Origin of the sequence: Phyllobacterium sp. A18/5-2 (assembly GCF_025452215.1) — a bacterium.
Taxonomy (GTDB): Bacteria; Pseudomonadota; Alphaproteobacteria; order Rhizobiales; family Rhizobiaceae; genus Phyllobacterium; species Phyllobacterium sophorae.
Window position 1 is genome coordinate 932,949 of the sequence record NZ_CP104967.1, and the last position, 20,022, is coordinate 952,970.

The 20,022-nt window shown below is 53.9% G+C and carries 22 protein-coding genes and 1 pseudogene; 8 read left to right on the forward strand and 15 right to left on the reverse strand.

Annotation, left to right across the window (positions count from 1 at the left end; genetic code table 11):
• Positions 1-132 precede the first annotated feature (132 nt).
• The 7 genes and pseudogenes from N8E89_RS23080 to N8E89_RS23105 form a co-directional block, all read right to left on the reverse strand.
• Complete coding sequence (locus N8E89_RS23080) at positions 133-558, reverse strand: BON domain-containing protein (RefSeq protein ID WP_315975697.1); 426 nt, start codon at positions 556-558, stop codon at positions 133-135.
• Positions 559-590: 32 nt separating this feature from the next.
• Complete coding sequence (locus tag N8E89_RS29100; RefSeq protein WP_315975698.1) at positions 591-779, reverse strand: BON domain-containing protein; 189 nt, start codon at positions 777-779, stop codon at positions 591-593.
• 600 nt (positions 780-1,379) lie between these two features.
• Positions 1,380-1,826 (reverse strand): plastocyanin/azurin family copper-binding protein, encoded by a 447-nt coding sequence (locus tag N8E89_RS23085; RefSeq protein ID WP_262262143.1) that lies wholly within the window; start codon positions 1,824-1,826, stop codon positions 1,380-1,382.
• Positions 1,827-1,876: 50 nt separating this feature from the next.
• Positions 1,877-2,291: pseudogene (locus N8E89_RS23090) on the reverse strand (DUF5602 domain-containing protein).
• A 51-nt stretch (positions 2,292-2,342) separates the two neighbouring features.
• Positions 2,343-2,744, reverse strand: coding sequence for a c-type cytochrome (locus N8E89_RS23095; protein WP_262262144.1), 402 nt, complete (start codon positions 2,742-2,744; stop codon positions 2,343-2,345).
• A gap of 130 nt (positions 2,745-2,874) precedes the next feature.
• Positions 2,875-4,644 (reverse strand): GMC family oxidoreductase, encoded by a 1,770-nt coding sequence (locus N8E89_RS23100; RefSeq protein WP_262262146.1) that lies wholly within the window; start codon positions 4,642-4,644, stop codon positions 2,875-2,877.
• A 23-nt stretch (positions 4,645-4,667) separates the two neighbouring features.
• On the reverse strand, positions 4,668-5,423 hold the full coding sequence (locus tag N8E89_RS23105; RefSeq protein WP_262262148.1) for a gluconate 2-dehydrogenase subunit 3 family protein: 756 nt from the start codon (positions 5,421-5,423) through the stop codon (positions 4,668-4,670).
• A gap of 388 nt (positions 5,424-5,811) precedes the next feature.
• Between N8E89_RS23105 and N8E89_RS23110 the strand changes: the two genes are divergently transcribed.
• The 4 genes from N8E89_RS23110 (at position 5,812) to N8E89_RS23125 (ending at position 10,705) form a co-directional block, all read left to right on the forward strand.
• Positions 5,812-7,335 carry an FAD-dependent oxidoreductase gene (locus N8E89_RS23110; protein WP_262262149.1) on the forward strand — a complete coding sequence of 508 codons (1,524 nt, stop codon included), beginning with the start codon at positions 5,812-5,814 and terminating at the stop codon, positions 7,333-7,335.
• A 44-nt stretch (positions 7,336-7,379) separates the two neighbouring features.
• Positions 7,380-7,595 carry a hypervirulence associated TUDOR domain-containing protein gene (locus N8E89_RS23115; RefSeq protein ID WP_262262151.1) on the forward strand — a complete coding sequence of 72 codons (216 nt, stop codon included), beginning with the start codon at positions 7,380-7,382 and terminating at the stop codon, positions 7,593-7,595.
• Between the two features lie 823 nt (positions 7,596-8,418).
• Positions 8,419-10,485, forward strand: coding sequence for a response regulator (locus N8E89_RS23120; RefSeq protein WP_262262152.1), 2,067 nt, complete (start codon positions 8,419-8,421; stop codon positions 10,483-10,485).
• Positions 10,418-10,705 (forward strand): response regulator transcription factor, encoded by a 288-nt coding sequence (locus N8E89_RS23125; RefSeq protein WP_262262153.1) that lies wholly within the window; start codon positions 10,418-10,420, stop codon positions 10,703-10,705. Before N8E89_RS23120 ends, N8E89_RS23125 begins: the two co-directional genes overlap by 68 nt.
• Positions 10,706-10,876: 171 nt before the next feature.
• Here the strand turns inward: N8E89_RS23125 and N8E89_RS23130 are convergent, their stop codons facing one another.
• Entirely contained in the window at positions 10,877-11,362 is a 486-nt protein-coding gene (locus N8E89_RS23130) for an Rrf2 family transcriptional regulator (protein WP_262262155.1), read from the reverse strand.
• A 104-nt stretch (positions 11,363-11,466) separates the two neighbouring features.
• Here N8E89_RS23130 and N8E89_RS23135 point away from each other — a divergent pair, with 104 nt between their 5' ends.
• From N8E89_RS23135 to tal, 4 genes are all read left to right on the forward strand, one after another.
• Complete coding sequence (locus N8E89_RS23135; RefSeq protein WP_262262157.1) at positions 11,467-11,643, forward strand: hypothetical protein; 177 nt, start codon at positions 11,467-11,469, stop codon at positions 11,641-11,643.
• 4 nt (positions 11,644-11,647) lie between these two features.
• Entirely contained in the window at positions 11,648-12,049 is a 402-nt protein-coding gene (locus N8E89_RS23140) for a group III truncated hemoglobin (RefSeq protein ID WP_262262158.1), read from the forward strand.
• Between the two features lie 115 nt (positions 12,050-12,164).
• Positions 12,165-13,061 (forward strand): two-component system sensor histidine kinase NtrB, encoded by an 897-nt coding sequence (locus N8E89_RS23145; RefSeq protein WP_262262159.1) that lies wholly within the window; start codon positions 12,165-12,167, stop codon positions 13,059-13,061.
• Complete coding sequence (gene tal / locus N8E89_RS23150) at positions 13,048-14,169, forward strand: transaldolase (RefSeq protein WP_262262160.1); 1,122 nt, start codon at positions 13,048-13,050, stop codon at positions 14,167-14,169. The genes N8E89_RS23145 and tal overlap by 14 nt, the downstream gene beginning before the upstream one ends.
• A 1,031-nt stretch (positions 14,170-15,200) precedes the next feature.
• Here tal and N8E89_RS23155 read toward each other — a convergent pair.
• The 7 genes from N8E89_RS23155 to rnk all read right to left on the reverse strand — a co-directional run bounded on the left by N8E89_RS23155 (position 15,201) and on the right by rnk (position 19,983).
• Entirely contained in the window at positions 15,201-15,872 is a 672-nt protein-coding gene (locus tag N8E89_RS23155; protein ID WP_262262161.1) for a Tim44/TimA family putative adaptor protein, read from the reverse strand.
• Between the two features lie 790 nt (positions 15,873-16,662).
• Positions 16,663-17,031, reverse strand: coding sequence for a DUF488 domain-containing protein (locus N8E89_RS23160; protein WP_262262162.1), 369 nt, complete (start codon positions 17,029-17,031; stop codon positions 16,663-16,665).
• Positions 17,032-17,245: 214 nt separating this feature from the next.
• Positions 17,246-17,704: a pyridoxamine 5'-phosphate oxidase family protein gene (locus tag N8E89_RS23165; RefSeq protein WP_262262163.1), complete on the reverse strand. Its 459-nt coding sequence runs from the start codon at positions 17,702-17,704 to the stop codon at positions 17,246-17,248.
• Positions 17,705-17,817: 113 nt separating this feature from the next.
• Positions 17,818-18,231 carry a CBS domain-containing protein gene (locus N8E89_RS23170; protein ID WP_262262164.1) on the reverse strand — a complete coding sequence of 138 codons (414 nt, stop codon included), beginning with the start codon at positions 18,229-18,231 and terminating at the stop codon, positions 17,818-17,820.
• 37 nt (positions 18,232-18,268) lie between these two features.
• Positions 18,269-18,514: a CBS domain-containing protein gene (locus tag N8E89_RS23175; RefSeq protein WP_262262165.1), complete on the reverse strand. Its 246-nt coding sequence runs from the start codon at positions 18,512-18,514 to the stop codon at positions 18,269-18,271.
• Between the two features lie 280 nt (positions 18,515-18,794).
• Entirely contained in the window at positions 18,795-19,340 is a 546-nt protein-coding gene (locus N8E89_RS23180) for a GreA/GreB family elongation factor (RefSeq protein WP_262262167.1), read from the reverse strand.
• A gap of 187 nt (positions 19,341-19,527) precedes the next feature.
• On the reverse strand, positions 19,528-19,983 hold the full coding sequence (gene rnk / locus N8E89_RS23185; RefSeq protein ID WP_262262168.1) for a nucleoside diphosphate kinase regulator: 456 nt from the start codon (positions 19,981-19,983) through the stop codon (positions 19,528-19,530).
• Positions 19,984-20,022 lie beyond the last annotated feature (39 nt).

A 20,022-nucleotide genomic window follows, 5' to 3' on the forward strand; every position in this document is an offset into this window, starting at 1 on the left:
CTCCGGCATTATGATATCGGGTGGCGCTCGCGACTTTGGACGCTGGCCACGATTGCAACGTCATGCAGCAAGTTCGGTGGCCAATTTCACCAAATGGCGTCACGCGGATGTGGGTGTGCAAAATGCGGACAATCAGCCTATCGTAATATTATCTTGGACATGCCTGACGCCAGGGGCCCTCCAAGCCGCAGTTTCGGCCAATTCGCGTTCATGCCAGGTGCGAACGCTTCCACTTAGATGGACGTTCCCGTCCTCTCCGCTCACAATGATTGTCGCGGGGTCGTACGAGGAACGATGCAGAGCTGTCATGATCTTTTCATGAATTTCCGATGGTCGCGTGTGAGGCTTGATTTCAATCAGGTTGGACACGCCGGTGACACCGAAAAGCCTACGGCAATCGTGCTCGGCGGCGTCTTTCTGGAAATGCCAGTCCACATTACCGCTGAGGGTTACGTATCCCTTTTCGACCTTTACCTTTACCACGTCTTTTGGAACGGAAACGTCCCACGCGAGACTGCTCAGTACAGCTTGAGCAATCTGATCGTCGGTTCGCTTCATGTCGGTTGGAAGCCGGACCTCGATTTCCTCGGCTACGGCCTTGAGCCTTTCACCCGGCTCGTCGCAGCTTCGGCGGCTCGCTTCTGGGCGTAGCTTTCGACGTGGCCGGTCAACGTCACTACACCATTGTTAGCGGTTACTCCGATATGAGCGGATGTTACGCTCGGCTCCCAGTTCAATTCTGCGAGAACGGCCTGTTGAAGCATACTGTCATTGGACATGGATTTTCTCCGAAGTTAAAACATGCATATTTCTACGCATCAGTTGTCTGACGACGGCCGCAAGAACTGCCGCCAAGAACCCTAAAAGACGCGATTGTCTCGTTGGATATCGTTGATTGTAGGCAGTTGCCGATGCGCCCTGCCAGCCTCGGAAACTACTGAGGGCGCGGGTGCCACGTGGCTTTGTGTTTCCGATGCCGAGATCGAATGCAGTTGCGGTCTGCCGGTCCGGATATTGTTATCGAGCCAAGGCAAAGTTTGAGGAATGCGCGTTTGCGTGTGCCCCGGAAGATGCTCGCGACCGTGTCGCTCTTGCGAGGACCAAGAATCGACCGATGCCGATAGCGTGGGCAGATGTCATAGCGCACACGATTCTTTCGGGCCGGAGTACTCAGCTTCCCATCGATCTCAGGTTTGCTTTTCCCATCATAGCGGTTGGCACCGGCACGTTCGGGCATATCCCCATGGAACGCGAGAGTGACATCTCGCGCGCGACTGCCGTTGGAATGACCGTGTGGGCATTCACTGGTCGATCGCGATCAAATTGCGCCAGCGACTTGCGGAGCGACGGCTCGCATCGCCAGTAGCTGGTGCCTCGTGTCATTGCGCTTCTTTGTGAATCCTGCCCAAACGCATGATATTAGGTACGGATGGAAACGCGTCCATCAACCCCTCTGCGGCCACGGGTAAAACTGCCTCCGAATGGGGGGCGACGACAATACGCCCGACCATGCCCGCCATTTCGTGAGGGATGCAAAAATAGTCGTAGACGCCTGCGACGGTAAACATCATCGAAAAAGTCTCATCCGGCAGGAGATAACCCGAGTTCCACGGTCTAGCACCTGCCGGAATGCGAAGCGGATGCCCGCTGTTTCGCGGATGAAACGCTGTTGCGGTGTGGGAATTACCCGGATCATTGTTTCGCCACCGGATCACCGTTCCAGGCACGACCCGAATGCCGATCGGATCGAACCAGACTTTGGAGCCATTCGCGGTGCCTTTCATGAGGATTTCGACAGGTTCGCCTGCCGTGGCAGCGAATGGCATCCCAGCGAATATAATCCCACCCATCCGCAATAACGCGCGACGCGAGAACGTCATTTGGCCACGCTTCCCTCGTCCGCGACAGGAACATTCCAGAGGACAATATGGGCATGCGGAACTTCAACACCGGGGTGCCCGGCGTTGTAGTAGACATCCACGTGGTCGACCGTCCCGCCGGGAGCCAATAGGTTGTCAAACGACTTCTTGGCTTCAAGGTCGGCAATCAGGAATCATATAGATGGTCGAGACGAACTTGCCGTTATGATCATAGGCAAGAAAAGGACCCGCCGGGAGAGTCGCGGGATCGACATAGAGATCACCGAGACCCGGCAGGAAGTCCGGCAACTTGACGAGCTTGCTGACCTTCTGGTACGGGGCCGGTGGTGGCGCCTTCTCGACGGACTCAGCGGCGAGGGCAGGACCGGCCATTGCAAGGCAAAGTGCTGCGGCTAACAGATGGATTTTCATGTTTTGTCTCCTTTGGATTCATGGTGGTCGTTGGATGCTGGCCCTGGAGCATCAGGGTTTTGCCGTTGATTGACCGTCGGCGTTAAACTGCTTGAGATAGGCGATGACGTCGGCAATATCCTGGTCCTTCGGAAGACCGGGGAAGCTCATCTTTGTGTGCGGCACCAGCGCTCGTGGCGCGTGAAGATAGGTCGTCAGAGTGGGTTCATCCCAGACCAGACCGGAATTCTTCATCGCACTGGAATAGCCGTACCCTGGATTTGCACCGGCCGCTCGACCAACAATGCCGTTCAACATCGGACCGACGCCGTTTTTGGCGTCAGGACCCACCTTGTGACAGGCTCTGCACTTCTTAAACACGTTCGTGCCGGCTTCGACATTTCCGGTAGGCGCTGTCACCTGCGCATGAGCCATTCCACTTGTGGCAAGGATTGCGGTCGTGAATCCAAACATGATTAACTTCATTTTTAAGTTCTTCCAACACACGCGCTAAACCACTTGGTTCGAGGCGCTCAATTATCAATCCGCGAACAGCAAGCGTGCTGGATTCTGAACGGATCATCTGGTTCCGACAGACATTGGATCAGACGGGAACGAGGGGACCGGGACTCTTCAGATACCGATTCTTGATCGCGTCGGCCGCCCAATAAGCGAGCGCTCCGACCGGACCAGTCGGGTTCTTTCCGGCATTTTGCGGATATACGCAGGCGCCAGTCACGAACACGTTCGAAACATCCCATACCTGAAGGTATTTATTCAGAACGCTTGTGTTCGGATCGCTGCCAAATACCGCCCCGCCTGTATTGTGGGTGCTTTGATAAGGGACGATAGAATAGGGTACGGGTGGAAGGCTTCGGTCGACCTTCTTTGCTCCCATCTCTTTTGCCAGGGTAACGCAAATATCGGCCTGGCCGTTCATCTGCTTCACCTCGTTCGCCTGGAAATCGAAGGTCATCCGCATCAGCGGGCGTCCGAAGACATCAGTGTAAGTTGGGTCGAGGTCGAGATGGTTCTGGCGGTATGCCATTACGGCACCCTGGTTGCCGATGTAGGCCGCATGGTCGTAACCATCGACCACGGCCTTCTTCCATTCAGATCCCCACCGCGGAGTGCCGCGCGGTGTGGGATGCGACTGAATGGGACGTGCGCCCGAATTGCTGCAGCTGATGCCGCCACCGCCTATGTATCCGGCTTGCTCAAAATCGTAGTTGTCGCCATTAAAATCATCGATGCAGGTGCCTAAGGCGCCGGCTCCCATGAAGCGGTTTAGAATCGTCTCTTGATTGAAGAAGGCCCAAGCGCCGCCCCCACACTGATAGGCATAATTGCGGCCGACGACACCCTTGCCCGTAGAGGGGTCATAAGGCTTGCCGATTGCTGAATGCAACAGGAGGTGGACGTTTCCGAGCGCATATGCCGACAGGATTATCAGATCGGCCGGTTGCTCGAATTCCAGTCCGCGAGCATCGAGATAGGTGACGCTGACGGCCTTCTTGCGGGTCGAGTCAAGATTGACCTTCAGTACGACTGCGTTGGTGCGCAGCTCGAAATTCGGATTTTGCACAGCCAGTGGAATGACGGTGAAGTGCGGACTGGCCTTGGCGTTTGCTTCGCAGCCGAAGCGCTCGCAGAAGCCGCAGTAGTGGCATTCGCCGAACGCTACACCGTCTGGATTGATGTAATCTCGGGAGGCGTTTGACGCCGGGTTCGGGAACGGATGGTAGCCGAGATTGCGAGCCGCTTTCTCGAACATCACCATATTCTGCGCGGCAATCAGCGGAGGGTTGGGATACTCGCTCTTGCGCGATCCTTCGAAAACGTTGCCGCCGTCGATCTTCTGACCGTTGAGGTTGCCCGCCTTGCCTGACGTGCCGCAGGTTTTTTCAAACTTGTCATAGTAGGGTTCGAGATCGTCGTAGGTAATCGGCCAATCTTGCAGGTTCATATCGGCGGGGATAATCTTCTCACCGTACCGTTCGACAGTTTTCGTGCGGGCCTGATGATCCCATTCGAGCCATCTCCAGGTCACACCGTTCCAATGCACGCCGGCGCCACCGACTCCTTGACCCGGCAGGAAGGAACCCAATTGCCGCATTGGAAGGGCGGTTTGCGAGGCGTTGTTGCGAAAGGTGATGGTTTCCCGCCGCACATTCTGCATGAGATCAAACCGGGCAGCGTAGCGCAACTCGTCATGTATCTGCGGATCAAGAAAATCGGGATTGGTGTCGCGCGGCCCTCCGCGCTCCAGCGCCACGATTTTCAGCTTGGTTGATGCAAGCTCCTTGGCGATGATGCCGCCTGTCCAGCCCAGACCTACGATCAAGACATCGACGGGGTTGAGTTTGGTTGACATTGAACCATCTCCTATTGTGTTAACTAGCCGAGTTCTTGAATGGCCATGGGTTCGGCCGAATACGGCTTGCCTCTGAACGGCTCAATCTTGTCCATGTACATTGCATCGGCGCCCGGAAAACCGATCATCTTCCAGGCCGCCTTGCCCTTGTTGCCGCCATACATCGGGTCAGAGAAGTAGCCTTCGATCGTCAGCTGCAGCAGCAGCGCGAAGAACGTCGCGGTGGGGACTGTCAACAGATCGACCTTCGAGGTGTCGAGATCTGTTAGAACGGCAACCCGTTCTTTGACCGATAACGCATCGAAGCTCTTTTTGTATTTGTCCCGCACGTGGACGTTGACATCAGCGATACCCGCGCGGATCAATTCCGACGGTGTCATTCTCAGTTGGTAACCTTGCTGAGGCGTACCAGTGCCAAACGGCCCTTCCAGATACAGGCGGTCGCCTTTTCCGTATCCACTGGCCATCTGCCGATCAATGTACGTCGCGACATCGAGTTCCTTGGCGCCTGGACCTATCGAGTCTTTGGGAATGAGCGTATCCACGGCACTCTCAATGAAGGACGATTCTTCTGTATTAAAGAACTCATAACCGGTTGCGTGCCCGGAACTGGAAGTGTGGGCGTGATGGTGCGCGCTATTATCAGCAGTCACGGGCATCTCGTCCGCAGATGTATTTCCAACGACAAGCGGTACAGTGCTCGCGGCACCAGCCACACCAACCATTTTCAGGAATTCACGGCGAGCAACCTTGTTCTCGATCTCAAGTTCCTTCGACATAGAGCCTCCTAACAGCCGACACTCAATGCCAGCCACGCCAATTTAACGGGAGGAGAAATCGATGGTAGGCTCGGAAAATACGGAGATGAGCCGAAGTCATAACTCGACACTGTACAGGTGGCCGTCATACGACCACTTATCAACAAATGTATAAGACCGCGTCTGATCTAATCGAATAAAGATAGATCCTGAACACGATAATCGCCTCAACTTACTTTTGTTTAGGAATGACCATCGACCATCGCGCTTTGGTGCCTACGTAGTTTCCGAGTCTATTGCCGACGCGCCACTCAGATACGTTACAGGTTTCAGACGCGCAGACAGATCTGCGTGGGCATGATGGCCAAGTTTACTGCGGCTATCGACTCGACAGTGAAGGACATATCACATGCCAACAACTGGTCCGGATTTGACTCTCGGCGTTGTGTTTGCTGATCTGGTGGACGGAAATATGCTTGCCGGTCACGTCGGCGGGCACCCGGTTTTGTTAGCTCGCCGAGGCGATGAGGTTTTCGCCGTTGATGCGGCTTGCACGCACTATGGAGCCCCCCTTGCAGACGGTTTGCTCGTAGGTGATACAATTCGCTGCCCTTGGCATCATGCATGTTTCAGCCTGCGCACCGGTGAAGCGCTGCGCGCGCCTGCCTTGAACCCGCTCGCGTGCTGGCGGATTGAGCGGCGGAAGGGAGTGATCTACGTTCGTGAAAAACTTGAACCGGTTCCCCACCCGTCGACATACGCAGCATCAGGAGCACTAGGATCGGTCGTGATCGTCGGCGGGGGTGCAGCAGGAAATGCCGCGGCGGAGATGCTGCGGCAACAGGGTTATATCGGCAAGTTGACGATGCTGAGCGCCGATGATTTTTTCCCCTGCGATCGCCCCAATCTGTCGAAGGGCTTCCTTGCTGGCACTGCCCCGGAAAATTCAAATCCCTTGCGCCCGCGTAGCTTCTATCGAGATCACGAGATCGACCTGAAGCTGAACGCCCGCGTCGCAACGATCGACACGACGACCCGAAATGTGCAACTTGCGGACGGAAGCCGATATTCTTTCGGCGCGCTCGTTCTTGCTACCGGTGCAGAACCGGTACGTCTCGCCATCCCGGGTTCGGAACTTCCACACGTTCACTATCTGCGGACACAGGCGGACAGCCACGCTCTGGTGGCGAAAGCTTTGACGTCACGACGAGCCGTCGTGATTGGCTCCAGCTTCATTGGCCTCGAGGTTGCAGCGTCACTTCGTGCGAGAGGCATCGATGTGGCTGTGGTTTCGAGGGACAAGATTCCGATGGCGAAGATCCTTGGCGCAGATGTCGGAAGGCTTATCCTTAAGCTTCATGAAAGCCACGGCGTCACCTTCCATCTCGAGATGACGGCCACGGCGATAGACGAGCACGGTGTTACTCTGGCGAACGGCCAGAATCTTGACGCTGACCTTGTCGTTGTTGGAATAGGCGTCCGTCCCGCGACCATGCTGGCCGAAGAAGCAGGCCTTGTCATCGATCGAGGTGTCAAGGTGAACACCTATCTCGAAACGAGCGTATCGGGCATCTTCGCAGCCGGCGACATTGCGCGCTGGCCCGACAGGCTGACTGGCGAAGATATCCGCGTCGAGCATTGGGTGGTGGCCGAACGCCAGGGTCAAACGGTGGCTCGAAACATTCTTGGCCAGCGCGAGCGTTTTGATTGTGTGCCGTTCTTCTGGACCGAGCAGTATGATTTCGGTCTTAGCTATACCGGCCATGCCGGGAAATGGGATGATGCCGAGATCAACGGCGACATTGAAGCGAGGAATTGCACGATTGCCTATAGCCGCAACGGCGAGAAATTGGCCGTTGCCGCCATCCATCGCGACCTTGATGGATTACGTGCGGAGGTCGAATTTGAAAAGACCATTGCCATGAGAATTTAGAGCCAGGTATGGCGTTGTTTCCCATTCATGCGAGGAGTTGGAGAATGACCACTAATTTCAAGATTGGCGACCATGTCAGGTGGAATTCAGAGGCCGGACATGTCACCGGGACCATTATTGGAATCCATACCCATGATTTCAACTTCAAAGGCTATGTTCGGCATGCCAGTGAAGACGCTCCGCAATATGAAATCAAAAGCGACAAGACTGATCACATCGCGATGCACAAAGGAACGGCCTTAGCAAAGATAGATAATTGAAAATGTGGCTCACTTATATGCATCTTTTGCCATTGTGTTCCAATTCAAGACTTTAACGGATGACGTGGCCATTGCAATACGGCGTATGCACCCTTATTCCAAGTCAGGTCCGGCGATAGGTCAGCCAAAGTTTTTGGAACCTCGATCACGAGTTGATCCATATTAACTAATCGATCACGGACCTCCATCGGAAACATGCCATCGTGCGCCGCGCCCTTCAGTCCGCTCGGCGATTAGATTGAATTAGCTCACAATTGGACAGCTCCTCAATAAAGCATTCGATAGAGCGATTGAACCTGACCCGCATGCGCTCAGATTTAGAAGCTGCGCGGTCATATGATATTGCCGATGAGGAGACCCATAGCGGCTTCATCCGGCACCAACTTTCTCTGGCAATAGAAGCAGCGGTTTGAATATGGTACCATCAAGGCGATGCCAGATGGGAAAGTAATGTGTCTGCGCGCCCGAACCAAGGATCTGCACGATCACGCCAGGCTGTTGTCGCCGAACGTTGCCGGTGCCTGGTAATAGGACGGGCAGTAGCAGCCGCTATTTTGAAAAGCCTCAACAGCGAGGGCTCGTGTAAACCGGAGGCGACTGACAACTATTCAACGTCCCTCCGACGATGCCACGCACAACCTGGTCGCCGTGGCCATCGAGGAAACGCATGCGACGCTCCGCTCGGTCGTCCAGAACGTCATTCGCAGAGCCGTGCATTGTGGGCGGGAACTGGATTGCCGTTGGCGATACAGAAACTTGATATTCCGAATAGAAAGCCGAAAGCGGTCGATGGAGCGGCATGGTCTTTCGGTGGGAGCACCAATTGACCAACGTCACGTCGCTTACAACAAAAGAAAAATTACAGATCGAGAACGAGGAACTCATTGCACTCAACGGCCAACTCCAGGAAATGTTGGAGCATCAGCGGTCATCCTCCAATGAACTGCAGAGTATTCTCTACAGCACAAATGTTGCGACACTCGTTCTCGATGCTGACTTAAGAATTCTGTTCTTCACGCCAGCCACGAAGCCGCTGTTCAACCTTATTCCTAGTGATGTGGGTCGTCCGCTCACAGACCTCAGTTTACTGGCTGCCGATCGTACGCTTCAAGCCGACGTCCGAACGGTGCTCACCACGCTCGAACCAGTTGAACAAGAGATCGAAACACAAAACGGTGCTTGGTACATTCGTCGCGTCTTGCCTTATCGCGCCCTGGACAACCGCGTCGAGGGTGTTGTCCTTCTGTTTGTCGACATTACTGAGCGCAGGCGCGCGGCACAGATGTTAGAAGCGGCCAGACAGGCGGCAGAACTCGCCACACACGCCAAATCCCGCTTCCTCGCCGCAGCGAGCCATGATCTCCGTCAGCCGCTGCAAACGCTTAGTCTGATGCGAGGCGTGTTGGCGCAGAACATCAGAGACAAAAAGAACGATGAGGCTTTGAAACTGATCGCACGGCTCGACCAGACGACGGCTGTCATGACGGGCATGCTCAATACTCTGCTTGACATAAACCGGCTCGACTCGGGTGGCATCCGGGTTGAGAAAATTCGGTTTCCCATCAACGATCTGCTTGACCGTTTGAGAGATGAATTCACGTATCACGCTCAAACACAGATGCTTACCTTGAGAGTGGTCTCATCCAGCGTTTCGATCGACAGCGATCCGCGTCTCCTTGAGCTGATGATTCGCAACCTGCTTTCGAACGCTTTGAAATACACGGCGCAAGGTAAGGTGCTGCTTGGCTGTCGCCGGCACAACGGAATCTTGAGCATCGAAATCAGGGACACCGGAGTCGGAATCCCCGAAGACGAGCTTCCTGCGATTTTCGACGAATATCATCGGATCGACAATTCTATCAGCGGGCGAGGCCGTGGCCTTGGCCTCGGTCTCCCCATTGTGCGACGATTGGGAGATTTACTGGGCCATCGGGTTCGGGTTAGTTCGAAGCTGGGGAAGGGCTCGGTCTTCGTCATCGAGGTCCTGCTGCCAGCGAGTGGAACGGCGCTGCAGCTTGAACGCCATCGATCTGCGGTAAATGAGGATGCCGTCAAAAATGCTCACCAGACCAGCACGATTTTAATCGTTGAGGACGATCCCGAACAGCGCGAGCTTCTCGCCACTTTTTTGAAAGACGAGGGGCATCGCACCGCCACCGTACCAGACGGCATCGCGGCGCTGAAATTGGTCACCGATAGTGCATTCCAACCGGACCTCATTCTTGCAGACTTCAATCTGGAGCATGGGATGAGCGGGATCGAGGTCGCTGCGAAGCTGAGAAAGAAACTCAACCGCGCGATCCCTGTCATCATTCTGACCGGGGATATATCGACGGGAACTCGTCACGAAATTGCGTTGCATGACTGCGTCACCCTCAACAAGCCGGTGAGATTGAAGGATTTGACGCAAACCATCCAACGCCTTCTGTCAATATCGCAGTCCACCGTGCGGCCGCCACGTCGCCTCGACATTGACGATGCGGATGACAATTCGACATCGAGAGTTATCTATGTTGTCGATGACGACGGCAATGTGCGTCAAGCGCTCAGGAGCCTGCTCGAGGACAGTAACCAAACAGTCGAGATTTACGGCTCGTGTGAAGCGTTCCTTGAAGCGTATCGTCCTGGTCGTGAAGCATGCCTGTTGCTTGACGCTTACCTGCCAGGGATGAGCGGCCTCGATTTGCTTCAGCAACTCCACAATGCTGGAGATCTGTTGCCGGTGATCATGATCACCGGCAACAGCGACGTTACGATGGCCGTTCAGTGCATGAAATCCGGAGCGGTCGACTTCATGGAAAAGCCAATCGACCGCCACGAACTTGTGGAAAGGGTACAAAGCGCATTCGAACATTCGCAGGATTCTGAACAAACGGATCATCCAGCGTGATACCGCCGCTGGTCAGCTCGCGGAACTTACGCCACGGCAGTGCCAGATCTTGAAGCTGATGCTCGCAGGCCATCCCAATAAGAACATCGCTGCGGATCTTGGCATCAGCCAACGTACCGTGGAGACTCATCGTGCTTCCATTATGAAAAAGACAGGCACGAAGTCGCTTCCCGCGTTGACCCGCTTGACGCTCATGGCTGATTGGGATGTCGCCGGCTAAGCTGTCGCAGCTTCACCGATGCCTACGCGGCCCCTGGGAGCGGTGTATAAGATGTTCATTAAATCTGCTCCAAGGGCTCATTTTCAAAAGCCGACCCCGGCGTGATAACTGTGAATTCCGTTTAAAGAGGGAAGCTTGGTTGAATGGCGACGCTGTTCCGATCAACTTTGTCTAGCCATCCTGTTTGGACATCGTTTTCCTGGGCCTAGTCTTTCTCTCAAGGGATGGAATCGATAGGAGCATTTGCAACCGCGTCCGCGGCTGAACCAGATCCTGCAGCGTGTACCCATCGAGCGCCCCCAGGAATGCCACCCGCGCTTGATCAAGTGCGCCGCGCAGAACGCAGCTTGGCAGGATTGCGCAAGCGGCATGGATCGGTTCGAAGCAGGGCACCAATGCCATATCGGGTTCGGTGTGACGCACGATCTCACCCAGTCGGATCGTCTCGATGGGTTTTGCAAGACGCAATCCACCGCGCCTGCCGCGTACGGTTTTCACATAGCCTGCAACACCGAGCTGGTGCGCAACCTTCATGAGATGGTTCCGGGAAATCGCATAGCTGCTGGCAACCTCCGAAATTGTAGCAAGCCCGTCTTCCTTGAGCGCGAGATACATCAACAGGCGCAACGAATAATCAGTGTAAACGGTCAGGCGCACAGAATTCTCCCAAATGACGACAAAACATGTACAGAAAATATTGCTTTATCGCAATCACAATGTAAGATGCAGTTTAGATACATGTTTAAACAGATGAGCTCGTAATGGATATGATCGCATCAATCGCCAGCACGCTGGCCAGGTTGATTCTCCTGCCTGGAAATATGGTGTGTCAGGCCATAGGAATCGGAAATGCCGACAATCGTGATCTGGTCCGTATGTTGGTCAACTCGCTGGTCTGGATTGTAATCGGCATTTTCGCGCTAACACTGGCGGTGTAACCGGATGGCTGCGAGAACCAACCAGATTTCCGAGGATACAATCCGGCGCCTTGTTGACCGGTTTTACGCCAGGATCCGTGCTGATCCGGTGCTCGGCCCGATCTTCATGCGCGCTATTCCGGGGGAGTGGTCGGCGCATCTCGCGGTTATGTGCGATTTCTGGTCGTCTGTAATGCTGACCAGCGGACGCTATAAGGGCAGCCCGGCTACCGTGCATCTTCGGATAGAGGGCATTGAGCCGCAGATGTTTGACCGTTGGCTCGAAATCTTTGATGAGACCTGTGACGCGTTGTTTGAGGCTAATGAAAGCGAAGCGTTCCGAGCGAAGGCCGCGCGGATTGCCGAAAGTCTGAAACTATCGCTGTTCTACCGACCGGATGAGGTTTGGCCAAGAAGGGCGACGTGACACCCGTCGTTACCGACAACTTCAGGCCTAAATTCGCCGATTTCGCAACTTGCATAGCTACGCGAGGCAGGATGGCAATTTATCGACCCGGAGGAGGAAATGACACGAGATACCCATGCCAGGCACACCCACCAGTCCAATCACGAGATCTGGTGGTGGGCTTACACAGCCGATCAACACGGATACGCAAGGCCGTTCCGCAGGTGAGCAGCGCGCTCGCGCTATACAAAATATTATCGCGCTCGGTGAAATGAGCCAAAGAATTGCTCATGATTTCAGAAACATTCTGGCAATCATTGAAGCAGGACTAAGACTGGCGGAACGAGATTCAGACGATCCGGAAAAAGTCCGCACCTATCTCTCCGGAACCCGGGAAGGAGTCGGTCGAGGGCTAGAATTGACTTCCCAGCTCCTGGGCTTCACGAAACGACAAGAAACAGAAGTGCATCCGGAAAATGTGAATGACCTGCTGCAGAATCTCCATTCGTTCTTGAAATATGGCGTCGGGCCGGAAATCAATATTGTCTTCGACCTTGCACCAAAAATGCCCAAGTGCCTCATTGATCCGGCACAATTCAATGCCGCGGTTCTCAATCTTGTTGTCAATGCGCGGGATGCTCTGACTGACGGGGGCACAATTCAGGTCAGCACCGAAACGATCGATATGAAAAAGGAAGTCGCTGTCCCAGGCCGCTATGTCTGTGTCCGGGTCAAGGACACCGGTCAGGGTATGTCGGAAGAAGTATCTCATAGGGTTTTCGATCCCTTTTTTACCACCAAGGGCGACACCGGCACTGGTCTGGGACTGCCGCAGGTGCATGCCGCAATGTGTACAATCGGTGGTGATCTTCGCGTCAAGAGCGTTTTGGGAGCAGGAACAACCTTCGAACTCCTGTTTCCCATACAAGGCGACTGTCCCAGATCCGTGACAGTCTCGGGGGCAAACCGGCCGTCGGTGGACGAGGGTGATGCAGTCAAAATTCGAAAGGATGAACCAGATGAATCCGCTTAAAAAACTCAACGAGCACGGTCAGTCATTCTGGCTTGATTTTCTATCGCGTGGATTTCTCGAGAGCGGCGGGTTGCAAAAGCTCATCGATGAAGACGGATTGAAGGGCGTCACCTCCAATCCATCCATTTTTGAAAAAGCCATTGTCGATTCCAAGGCCTATCAGGCGCAGATCACGGCGGCTCCCACCGATCTACCAATCATGACCCTCTACGAGCAACTCGCTATTTCAGACATCCAGCAGGCCGCCGACACGCTGCGTCCGGTCTATGACGCACTGGATGGCCGCGACGGATTTGTCAGTCTCGAAGTATCACCGTCTGTCGCCGCGAGCACTGATGCGACAATTGCTGAAGGTCGCTTTCTCTGGAAGTCGGTTGATCGCGAAAATTTAATGGTCAAGGTGCCAGCAACAACGGCAGGGCTGTCTGCTATCCGCCAACTCACCAGTGAAGGTATCAACGTCAACGTTACGCTGTTGTTTTCACAACATGTCTATGAACAAGTCGTCGAGGCCTATCTCGCTGGCCTTGAGTCTCTCGCACGAGAAACCCGGGATTTGAGTCGAATTGCCAGTGTTGCGAGTTTCTTCGTAAGTCGCATCGATTCCGAAATTGACAAGCTCCTCATGATCGAAATCGAGCGGACCGGCAACCCTGACAGACGTAAAACGCTCGAAAGCCTCAAGGGCAAAGTTGCGATCGCCAACGCAAAGCTCGCGTATAGGCGTTACAAGGATTTGTTCGCGAGCGCGCGTTGGCAAGCACTTTCAGAAAAGGGAGCCCGTACACAACGTCTACTTTGGGCAAGCACAAGCACCAAAAATGCGAACTATCCCGATGTCCTCTACGTCGATGAACTGATTGGCGCGGACACAGTCAATACCATGCCGCTGAAGACGATTGATGCCTATCGCGACCATGGCGCTCCGCGTAACAGTCTCGAGGAGAATGTCACCGATGCTGAGGCGACGTTGAAAACTCTTGATGAAGTCGGCATCTCGCTCGAAAGTGTTGCGGCGAAGCTGTTGAGTGATGGAGTTCGGTCGTTTGCTGGTTCATTCGCCACCCTCCTGGGAACGATCGACTCGGAGCGCAAAGCACAACGATAGGTTCCCAGTCAGATGCGGCTATCTGCAGGGTATTGTCACATAAGTGGCGTCAGTGAGATCCGCGATCACAGACGGCTAGCAATGGCCGGATGGACTGCTGTCCGTGGCCGGCTCGTCTGAAACTGTCAGCGCCGGTCAAACAAAGCGACAGCGCCATTTAGTGTGAAAGCAGGATTGGCAGGCGAACATCGTTGAAAACGTCTGCAGTCGCGCCCCCGAGGACGAAATCTCTTATACGGGAATTACCAAACCCGCCCATCACCAGAAGTTGCCCTCCAGATTCCAGGCATGCGCCTGAAGGGCCTCGCCTATCCGGCGGCCTCCGACGTTGAGAGTGAGAGACTCGGCAGCGAGACCCACGCCTTTTTAGCGTAAGCGCTAGTCTTTCGCCGATGTTCTTGTCGTGGATGGGTTTTTCGTCCAGCACTGTCACAACCGAGATTCGCTTTGCCCGCTGCAGGAACGGCGCTGCATCGGCGAGGGCACGCGCCGCGACCCGGCTCCCATCCCAAGCGATCATTACATGTTCGATGGCGTCGAGAGTCATCGAAGAAGGAAGGAGAACGACAGGACGGCCTGAGCCGAATAGGACTTCCTCAGCTATTGCCCGTGTTGAAGAGTCAGCTGAATCCCATTCCATGAACGAAAGATCTCCGTAGCGTGCTTGTGAGGCAGCAACTTGGCCAATCCGGGCAGGCGATGCGTTGGTTTCATCTACCGTTAAGGATACATTTGCATCGGCAGCCGCCTTTTTCACAGCCTCCAACAGCCTCTTTCCCGCGGTTCGACTCAACAAAATTCCGACGAGCGCTTTGGAAACGTCAGGTATGTCCACGTAAATACATTGTGCGCTCACATCCAAATTGAGGTGTTTTGCAACCGCGATGGCGTTGGTGACGAACTTCTCTGAACTCGCATCGGGGTAAGTCAGTAACGGCAAAATCCCAGTGCGCGCATCTTTTTTGTCCTATTCGCTCAAGTGGCTGACAACCGCAACGCTGTTGCGGACGGTATGCTTCGTTCGCTTTGGTTTAAGCCTGTGTCGTGGCGATCAACTTCCAATCGCGTTGCGACGACGCGATGGGCCTTGCGAAGGTCCATACGTCAGATACGCGGATCACTCTCGTTGGGTGGCCATCAATAATTTCGTTATCGACACCGCGTGTAACGGTCACCAATTCACATATGAAGCGAAGTGTCACCTGCATTGCATCTTCCGATACAGTTGCATCGACGATCTTTGGCATCTCCAGTCTGACCAGGCTAGATTCGATATGCTCTTTCCTGACTTCACGTTCCGTCAACGTGGCTTCGAGCGTGCTGTAGACATCTGAAGATGACAACCGCTGTAAAACCAGCCTATCACCGCTTGTGTAGGCTGAGAGGATTGTCTCGTAGGCGACGAGGGCATGGTCGAGGAAACGGTGTACATCAAACTTGTGATCGATGGCCGTGATCTCGGATAATCCCCGTGCGGCATCGGATCCGGGTCTAGTCACGTCTTTCCAGCGTATATCATCGGCGGCGCTAATACGGCTCGAGACGAGCGCCGTTGCGGACGATGCGACCATCGTTTCGTGCATACCTTGGTCCGGTTGCTCAGGAGGCTGTTGTTGCTTGAAAAGCGCATTATAGAACTGCCAATAAACAACGCCCAGAAGGATGAGTTGTATCAGTCCATAACCACCGGTACCTTGTTCCATCACGTTGATCCTCTACGTTTCAGACCTGTCTTTGCCCCTCATTGCTTGAACCGATTGTTGCTTTGTTCAGTTGTTCTTGGCCCGTGTCGCGTGTGCCGCAACATTGCCCATTTTGCTCCAGAAGCGGCAATTCAATCGGGGGTAAACGTGAGCATTGAAATCCCGCGTTTGGCTAACAACGACCTCCGTACATCCTGTATTCGTTCTGCCTGCTGCTTCGAGGAGTAAGGGCCCAGCGCTTGCGTCCTCTCAGCCCCGCGGCGAACGTGGCAAAACCATTCCGCGCCCTCTCTATATACTTCAACGGAGACCGGCGTACCGGAGGCCGCCTCAGGAAGCCCTTCGTCGAATTGTATAGGCGTAGCGTGGTGCTCGACAGGCACTTTGGGGTGTCGGCGGGGGATGTTTTCAGTTTCGTCTGGCATGGTGAACATTGTCGACTCCTTTCCGTCGTGACGGACATCGGTTGGGTCGACTGTACGAGGCGTCAAACACGGAAAGTTTTCACTAGGCTCAGTCCATCCGCGCAATTGCCGTCATTTCAAATATGGACCTTAAATAAGTATTGTCAATACATCTTTAATTTTGCAAGTCGCAATAAATTGCGCGTTAGGGGAAGTATGTCCATTTTCGTCGAAATCGTGTGTCGACTAACTTTTGTCCGCATCGTGACAACAGCTCCGAGGCGGTGACCACTCATTGATTGCTGGATCGTGAGGTTCCGATTTGGTGTCTGATGACATATTTCGTGTAAGCATAATTCTTTGATTTTGGGCAAAGCATCACGCGCTTAATGACCTAGAATTAGGTTCTTCAATTCGACCGCATCGTTATGCACTTCGTCATGGGCGGAATACACCAATGTGATTGGTCCGTCCTGTGCCAGAGAGCGCAACTGATCGAGCCGGGCAGTATTTTGTTCGACTTCGCGGGCGTAGCGCCGGCGGAATTCGTTCCAGCGGGCGGGATCGTGTGAGAACCATTTGCGAAGTTCGGTGCTCGGCGCAATATCTTTCATCCAGAGATCCAGCAACGCCTCTTTCTTTGAAACGCCACGGGGCCACAGACGATCGACGAGAATTCGGGTGCCGTCCCCCTCGGCCGGAGCTTCATATGCCCGCTTCAGCTTGACGTTCTCGACAGGGATAGGTGCACTCATGGCTTTTGTCTCCTGGCTTCAACCAGCAGTGTGTGTTGCCAGCTGAAATCGATTTCTTACCTAAGCATGTTCGACCTTGACGAGATATTTAGCGTGTCGATTTTTACGAATGTTCATTCGAAGATAGAATTGTCGCTCGTAAAGCTAGAATTCGCGGCGATTCACGCTGCAAATTTTAAATTCGGAAGCGCCCACGGATTTCCGACACAGGTCGTCATGCACCGCCGGTTTCGACAGTTTTGTGTCCCGTAGTTTCAAGAATAATGACACGAAAAAATACGGGTATAAGCGGCCGCGCCACATGCCGAATAATGGTCTCGACATAGGCCGGCTGCCACCATTCGGCTTTCTTGCTGAGAAGTTCATGGGCCTTGTTTCTGGCGTCTATGTGATCCGGTGCATTGGTCAGTTCTTCGAAAAGACCATTCACGATGACGCTTTGCCACCGATTGGACCCGGCGATCTCGTCAAACTGAACGCAGATTTTCGGGTTTGCCCTCATCCACTCTACCTTTTTGCCAACGGTGGTGAATGCGTACAAATAGACCGCGTGATAGGCGAATGAGAGGGGCATGATATAGGGTTGGGCATCGTTCACGCATGCCAATCTTCCAAGCGTCGCTCTTTCAAGCAGCGCCTTCGTTTCTTCCTGGCTCATTTCCTTTATTATCATGAGACTTGCTCCGACCGTTGAAATCTCAATTTGTGCTGGTTAATCCCGAACTTAAACAATGCGGCACGACGCGCCGCCCGTTGTTAGGGCATTCTGGTACAAAGAATAGTCCTCTAGACCATGCTATAGGCACTCTCCAGCAGCATGCGTCGATCATCGATTTCCCGCACTCCGGGGACGTTTTCCACCAGTACAAACAATGCGATCCGATCGGCTTCAGAATGGTATATTCCATTGATCGTAACTATCCCGTGGAATACACTCACCGCGCAGCTTCCCACCGCCCAATCTTCTTGATTCATGGCTTGCAGAATTTTTGCACGAACCGTTGCGTCATCGATAAATACGGAATCACTAAGAGGCTTGCTGGCGTTCGCCAGAGCTTCAACGAGATTGGTACGGCTGACGATTCCAATCATGTGATCATTGCGCAGGACTGGAACACGTTTAATGTTGTGCCGTTTAAACAGGTTGGCTATTTCGTTTATTGAAGTGTTCTCGGTCACCGTAATCACGTTTTTGGACATGACGTCGCCGATGTGCACCGAGTGAGTTTTTATGTACTCATTCGCTAGTGTAGCGTTTTCGGTGACGAGGCGAGATCCACCAGGAACGAGGTTGATCTGTTATACCAATCTCGTGACGTCGTAAGAGGTCGCCGTCGCTGACGATTCCAACCAGTTTGCCCTTATGTACTACAGGCACGGCACTGATTCCGTGTCTGATCAGCAGTTCGGCTGCTTCTCCGACCGTGCTGTCAAGCTCGATAGAAATCACTTCAGAATTCATGACATCCTTTGCGGTAAGCATGATGCCTCCTTTCCCGAACATCCCGAAGTAAAACAACTCAAGACGTCGGCACTATTTCTATAACTATGCTTCGAAACGTCGCTTTGACGTCGCATTTACACTTTTGATTTTGGTCTCTCTTGTACGATAAGCAAATGAATTAAATCGTTGAGTTGGACCAAAATTATTGCATCGATCGATAATACAAAGGATCGCCTCGTCTTTTCCACCGGCGAGGAATGTCATGCTGAAGCGACATTTCAGCTGGACGTATCGGCGGGGGTTCCAATACCTTCATCTGTTACGCGGCTGGCGGACCGCGATCATCGTTGTCGTTGCCGACGTCCGCTGCTCCCTTGACGCTGAGGGCGCGATCCTCGAGCCGGAACACGTTTGACTCCCCCCGTTCCGTCTCTTCAATCCTTTGCCTGCGCTCTCTCACGCGCCGCGCTTCGGCCTCAGGTTGATAAAAGACTTTTTCCACCTTAACCGTTTCCCGTGCATCAGACGTTCTCCCGACAACCGCGCTTTGTCCTTCGGCAAGCCCGAGCAAAGTCAATCCACGAGGATGGGAAATCGATATGACGGTCAATCCGACGATCCCACGCATATCATTGTTGCCGATAACGCGGTTTTCCAGGAGGCCGCCATCAACGCGATAGCTGATGCGGCTGTTGAGCGTTACTACCGTGGATGGAATGTCTTCAGGAAAGGTCACGATGGCATTGGAAAGCTTGTCCCTGAGAATGGACCGCATCAATTCATCCTTGAGGAACATGCTGTCCTGCATGGATTGCAATGTGTAATAATCTTTGGTGGTAAGCTGACAGACGTTTGATTTGAACATGACGATCTCCTGCCCGAAACCGCGGGGTTCAGGCCTACTTTTCCAGATGCATAATGGGAAAGCACCCCTGACATGACACCATCCGAAAAGACGGATCACATCAGGGGATGATGTCCTGCCAGGAAAAATATCACTCGATCCAATCGACGGATTAGCGTCCGAACGTCAGCCATGATCGTCCTCTGCTCTATGCGAAAAGGTTTGATGTTGCGGCAGAACGGGAAACCTGCGTTTCCGCCGCCGGATGTTCGGTAACCGCTAAAACCGTCAGCTTGTGCTGCCGATCATCCCGTGCGGTCCAGTCCATCGTCTGACCGGCGGCCAGTCCGAGAAGGGCAGTTCCGATGGGGGTGAGGACGGATATCTTTCCTTCAGAAATATCGGCGTCTCCCGGGAACACCAGCGTCACTGTTCGCGTATCTCCGGTGTCAGTATCATACTCTACCGTCGATCCCATGCGCACGACATTTGCGGGCACCGAGACGTCGGCTACCAAACGTGCGCGTTCGAGTTCGAGCAAAAGACCATCGGACATCTCGGGAAAGCGATCAGCCGCGGCGAGCGCAACGTTGTTCAATCGCTCGTGATCCGTCTTACCGATCACGATCGACGGCTTTCGTGGGTTCTTGATGTGTTTCTTCATTTTTTGCCTTCACCCCGGCCACGACGCACACGTGCATTA

Coding starts and splice junctions, on each gene's coding strand:
- N8E89_RS23080 (WP_315975697.1), bottom strand. CDS start 558: ATGAAGCGAACCGACGATCAGATTGCTCAAGCTGTACTGAGCAGTCTC.
- N8E89_RS29100 (WP_315975698.1), bottom strand. CDS start 779: ATGTCCAATGACAGTATGCTTCAACAGGCCGTTCTCGCAGAATTGAAC.
- N8E89_RS23085 (WP_262262143.1), bottom strand. CDS start 1,826: ATGCCATTCGCTGCCACGGCAGGCGAACCTGTCGAAATCCTCATGAAA.
- N8E89_RS23095 (WP_262262144.1), bottom strand. CDS start 2,744: ATGTTTGGATTCACGACCGCAATCCTTGCCACAAGTGGAATGGCTCAT.
- N8E89_RS23100 (WP_262262146.1), bottom strand. CDS start 4,644: ATGTCAACCAAACTCAACCCCGTCGATGTCTTGATCGTAGGTCTGGGC.
- N8E89_RS23105 (WP_262262148.1), bottom strand. CDS start 5,423: ATGTCGAAGGAACTTGAGATCGAGAACAAGGTTGCTCGCCGTGAATTC.
- N8E89_RS23110 (WP_262262149.1), top strand. CDS start 5,812: ATGCCAACAACTGGTCCGGATTTGACTCTCGGCGTTGTGTTTGCTGAT.
- N8E89_RS23115 (WP_262262151.1), top strand. CDS start 7,380: ATGACCACTAATTTCAAGATTGGCGACCATGTCAGGTGGAATTCAGAG.
- N8E89_RS23135 (WP_262262157.1), top strand. CDS start 11,467: ATGGATATGATCGCATCAATCGCCAGCACGCTGGCCAGGTTGATTCTC.
- N8E89_RS23140 (WP_262262158.1), top strand. CDS start 11,648: ATGGCTGCGAGAACCAACCAGATTTCCGAGGATACAATCCGGCGCCTT.
- N8E89_RS23145 (WP_262262159.1), top strand. CDS start 12,165: ATGCCAGGCACACCCACCAGTCCAATCACGAGATCTGGTGGTGGGCTT.
- tal (WP_262262160.1), top strand. CDS start 13,048: ATGAATCCGCTTAAAAAACTCAACGAGCACGGTCAGTCATTCTGGCTT.
- N8E89_RS23155 (WP_262262161.1), bottom strand. CDS start 15,872: ATGGAACAAGGTACCGGTGGTTATGGACTGATACAACTCATCCTTCTG.
- N8E89_RS23160 (WP_262262162.1), bottom strand. CDS start 17,031: ATGAGTGCACCTATCCCTGTCGAGAACGTCAAGCTGAAGCGGGCATAT.
- N8E89_RS23165 (WP_262262163.1), bottom strand. CDS start 17,704: ATGATAATAAAGGAAATGAGCCAGGAAGAAACGAAGGCGCTGCTTGAA.
- N8E89_RS23170 (WP_262262164.1), bottom strand. CDS start 18,231: ATGTCCAAAAACGTGATTACGGTGACCGAGAACACTTCAATAAACGAA.
- N8E89_RS23175 (WP_262262165.1), bottom strand. CDS start 18,514: ATGCTTACCGCAAAGGATGTCATGAATTCTGAAGTGATTTCTATCGAG.
- N8E89_RS23180 (WP_262262167.1), bottom strand. CDS start 19,340: ATGTTCAAATCAAACGTCTGTCAGCTTACCACCAAAGATTATTACACA.
- rnk (WP_262262168.1), bottom strand. CDS start 19,983: ATGAAGAAACACATCAAGAACCCACGAAAGCCGTCGATCGTGATCGGT.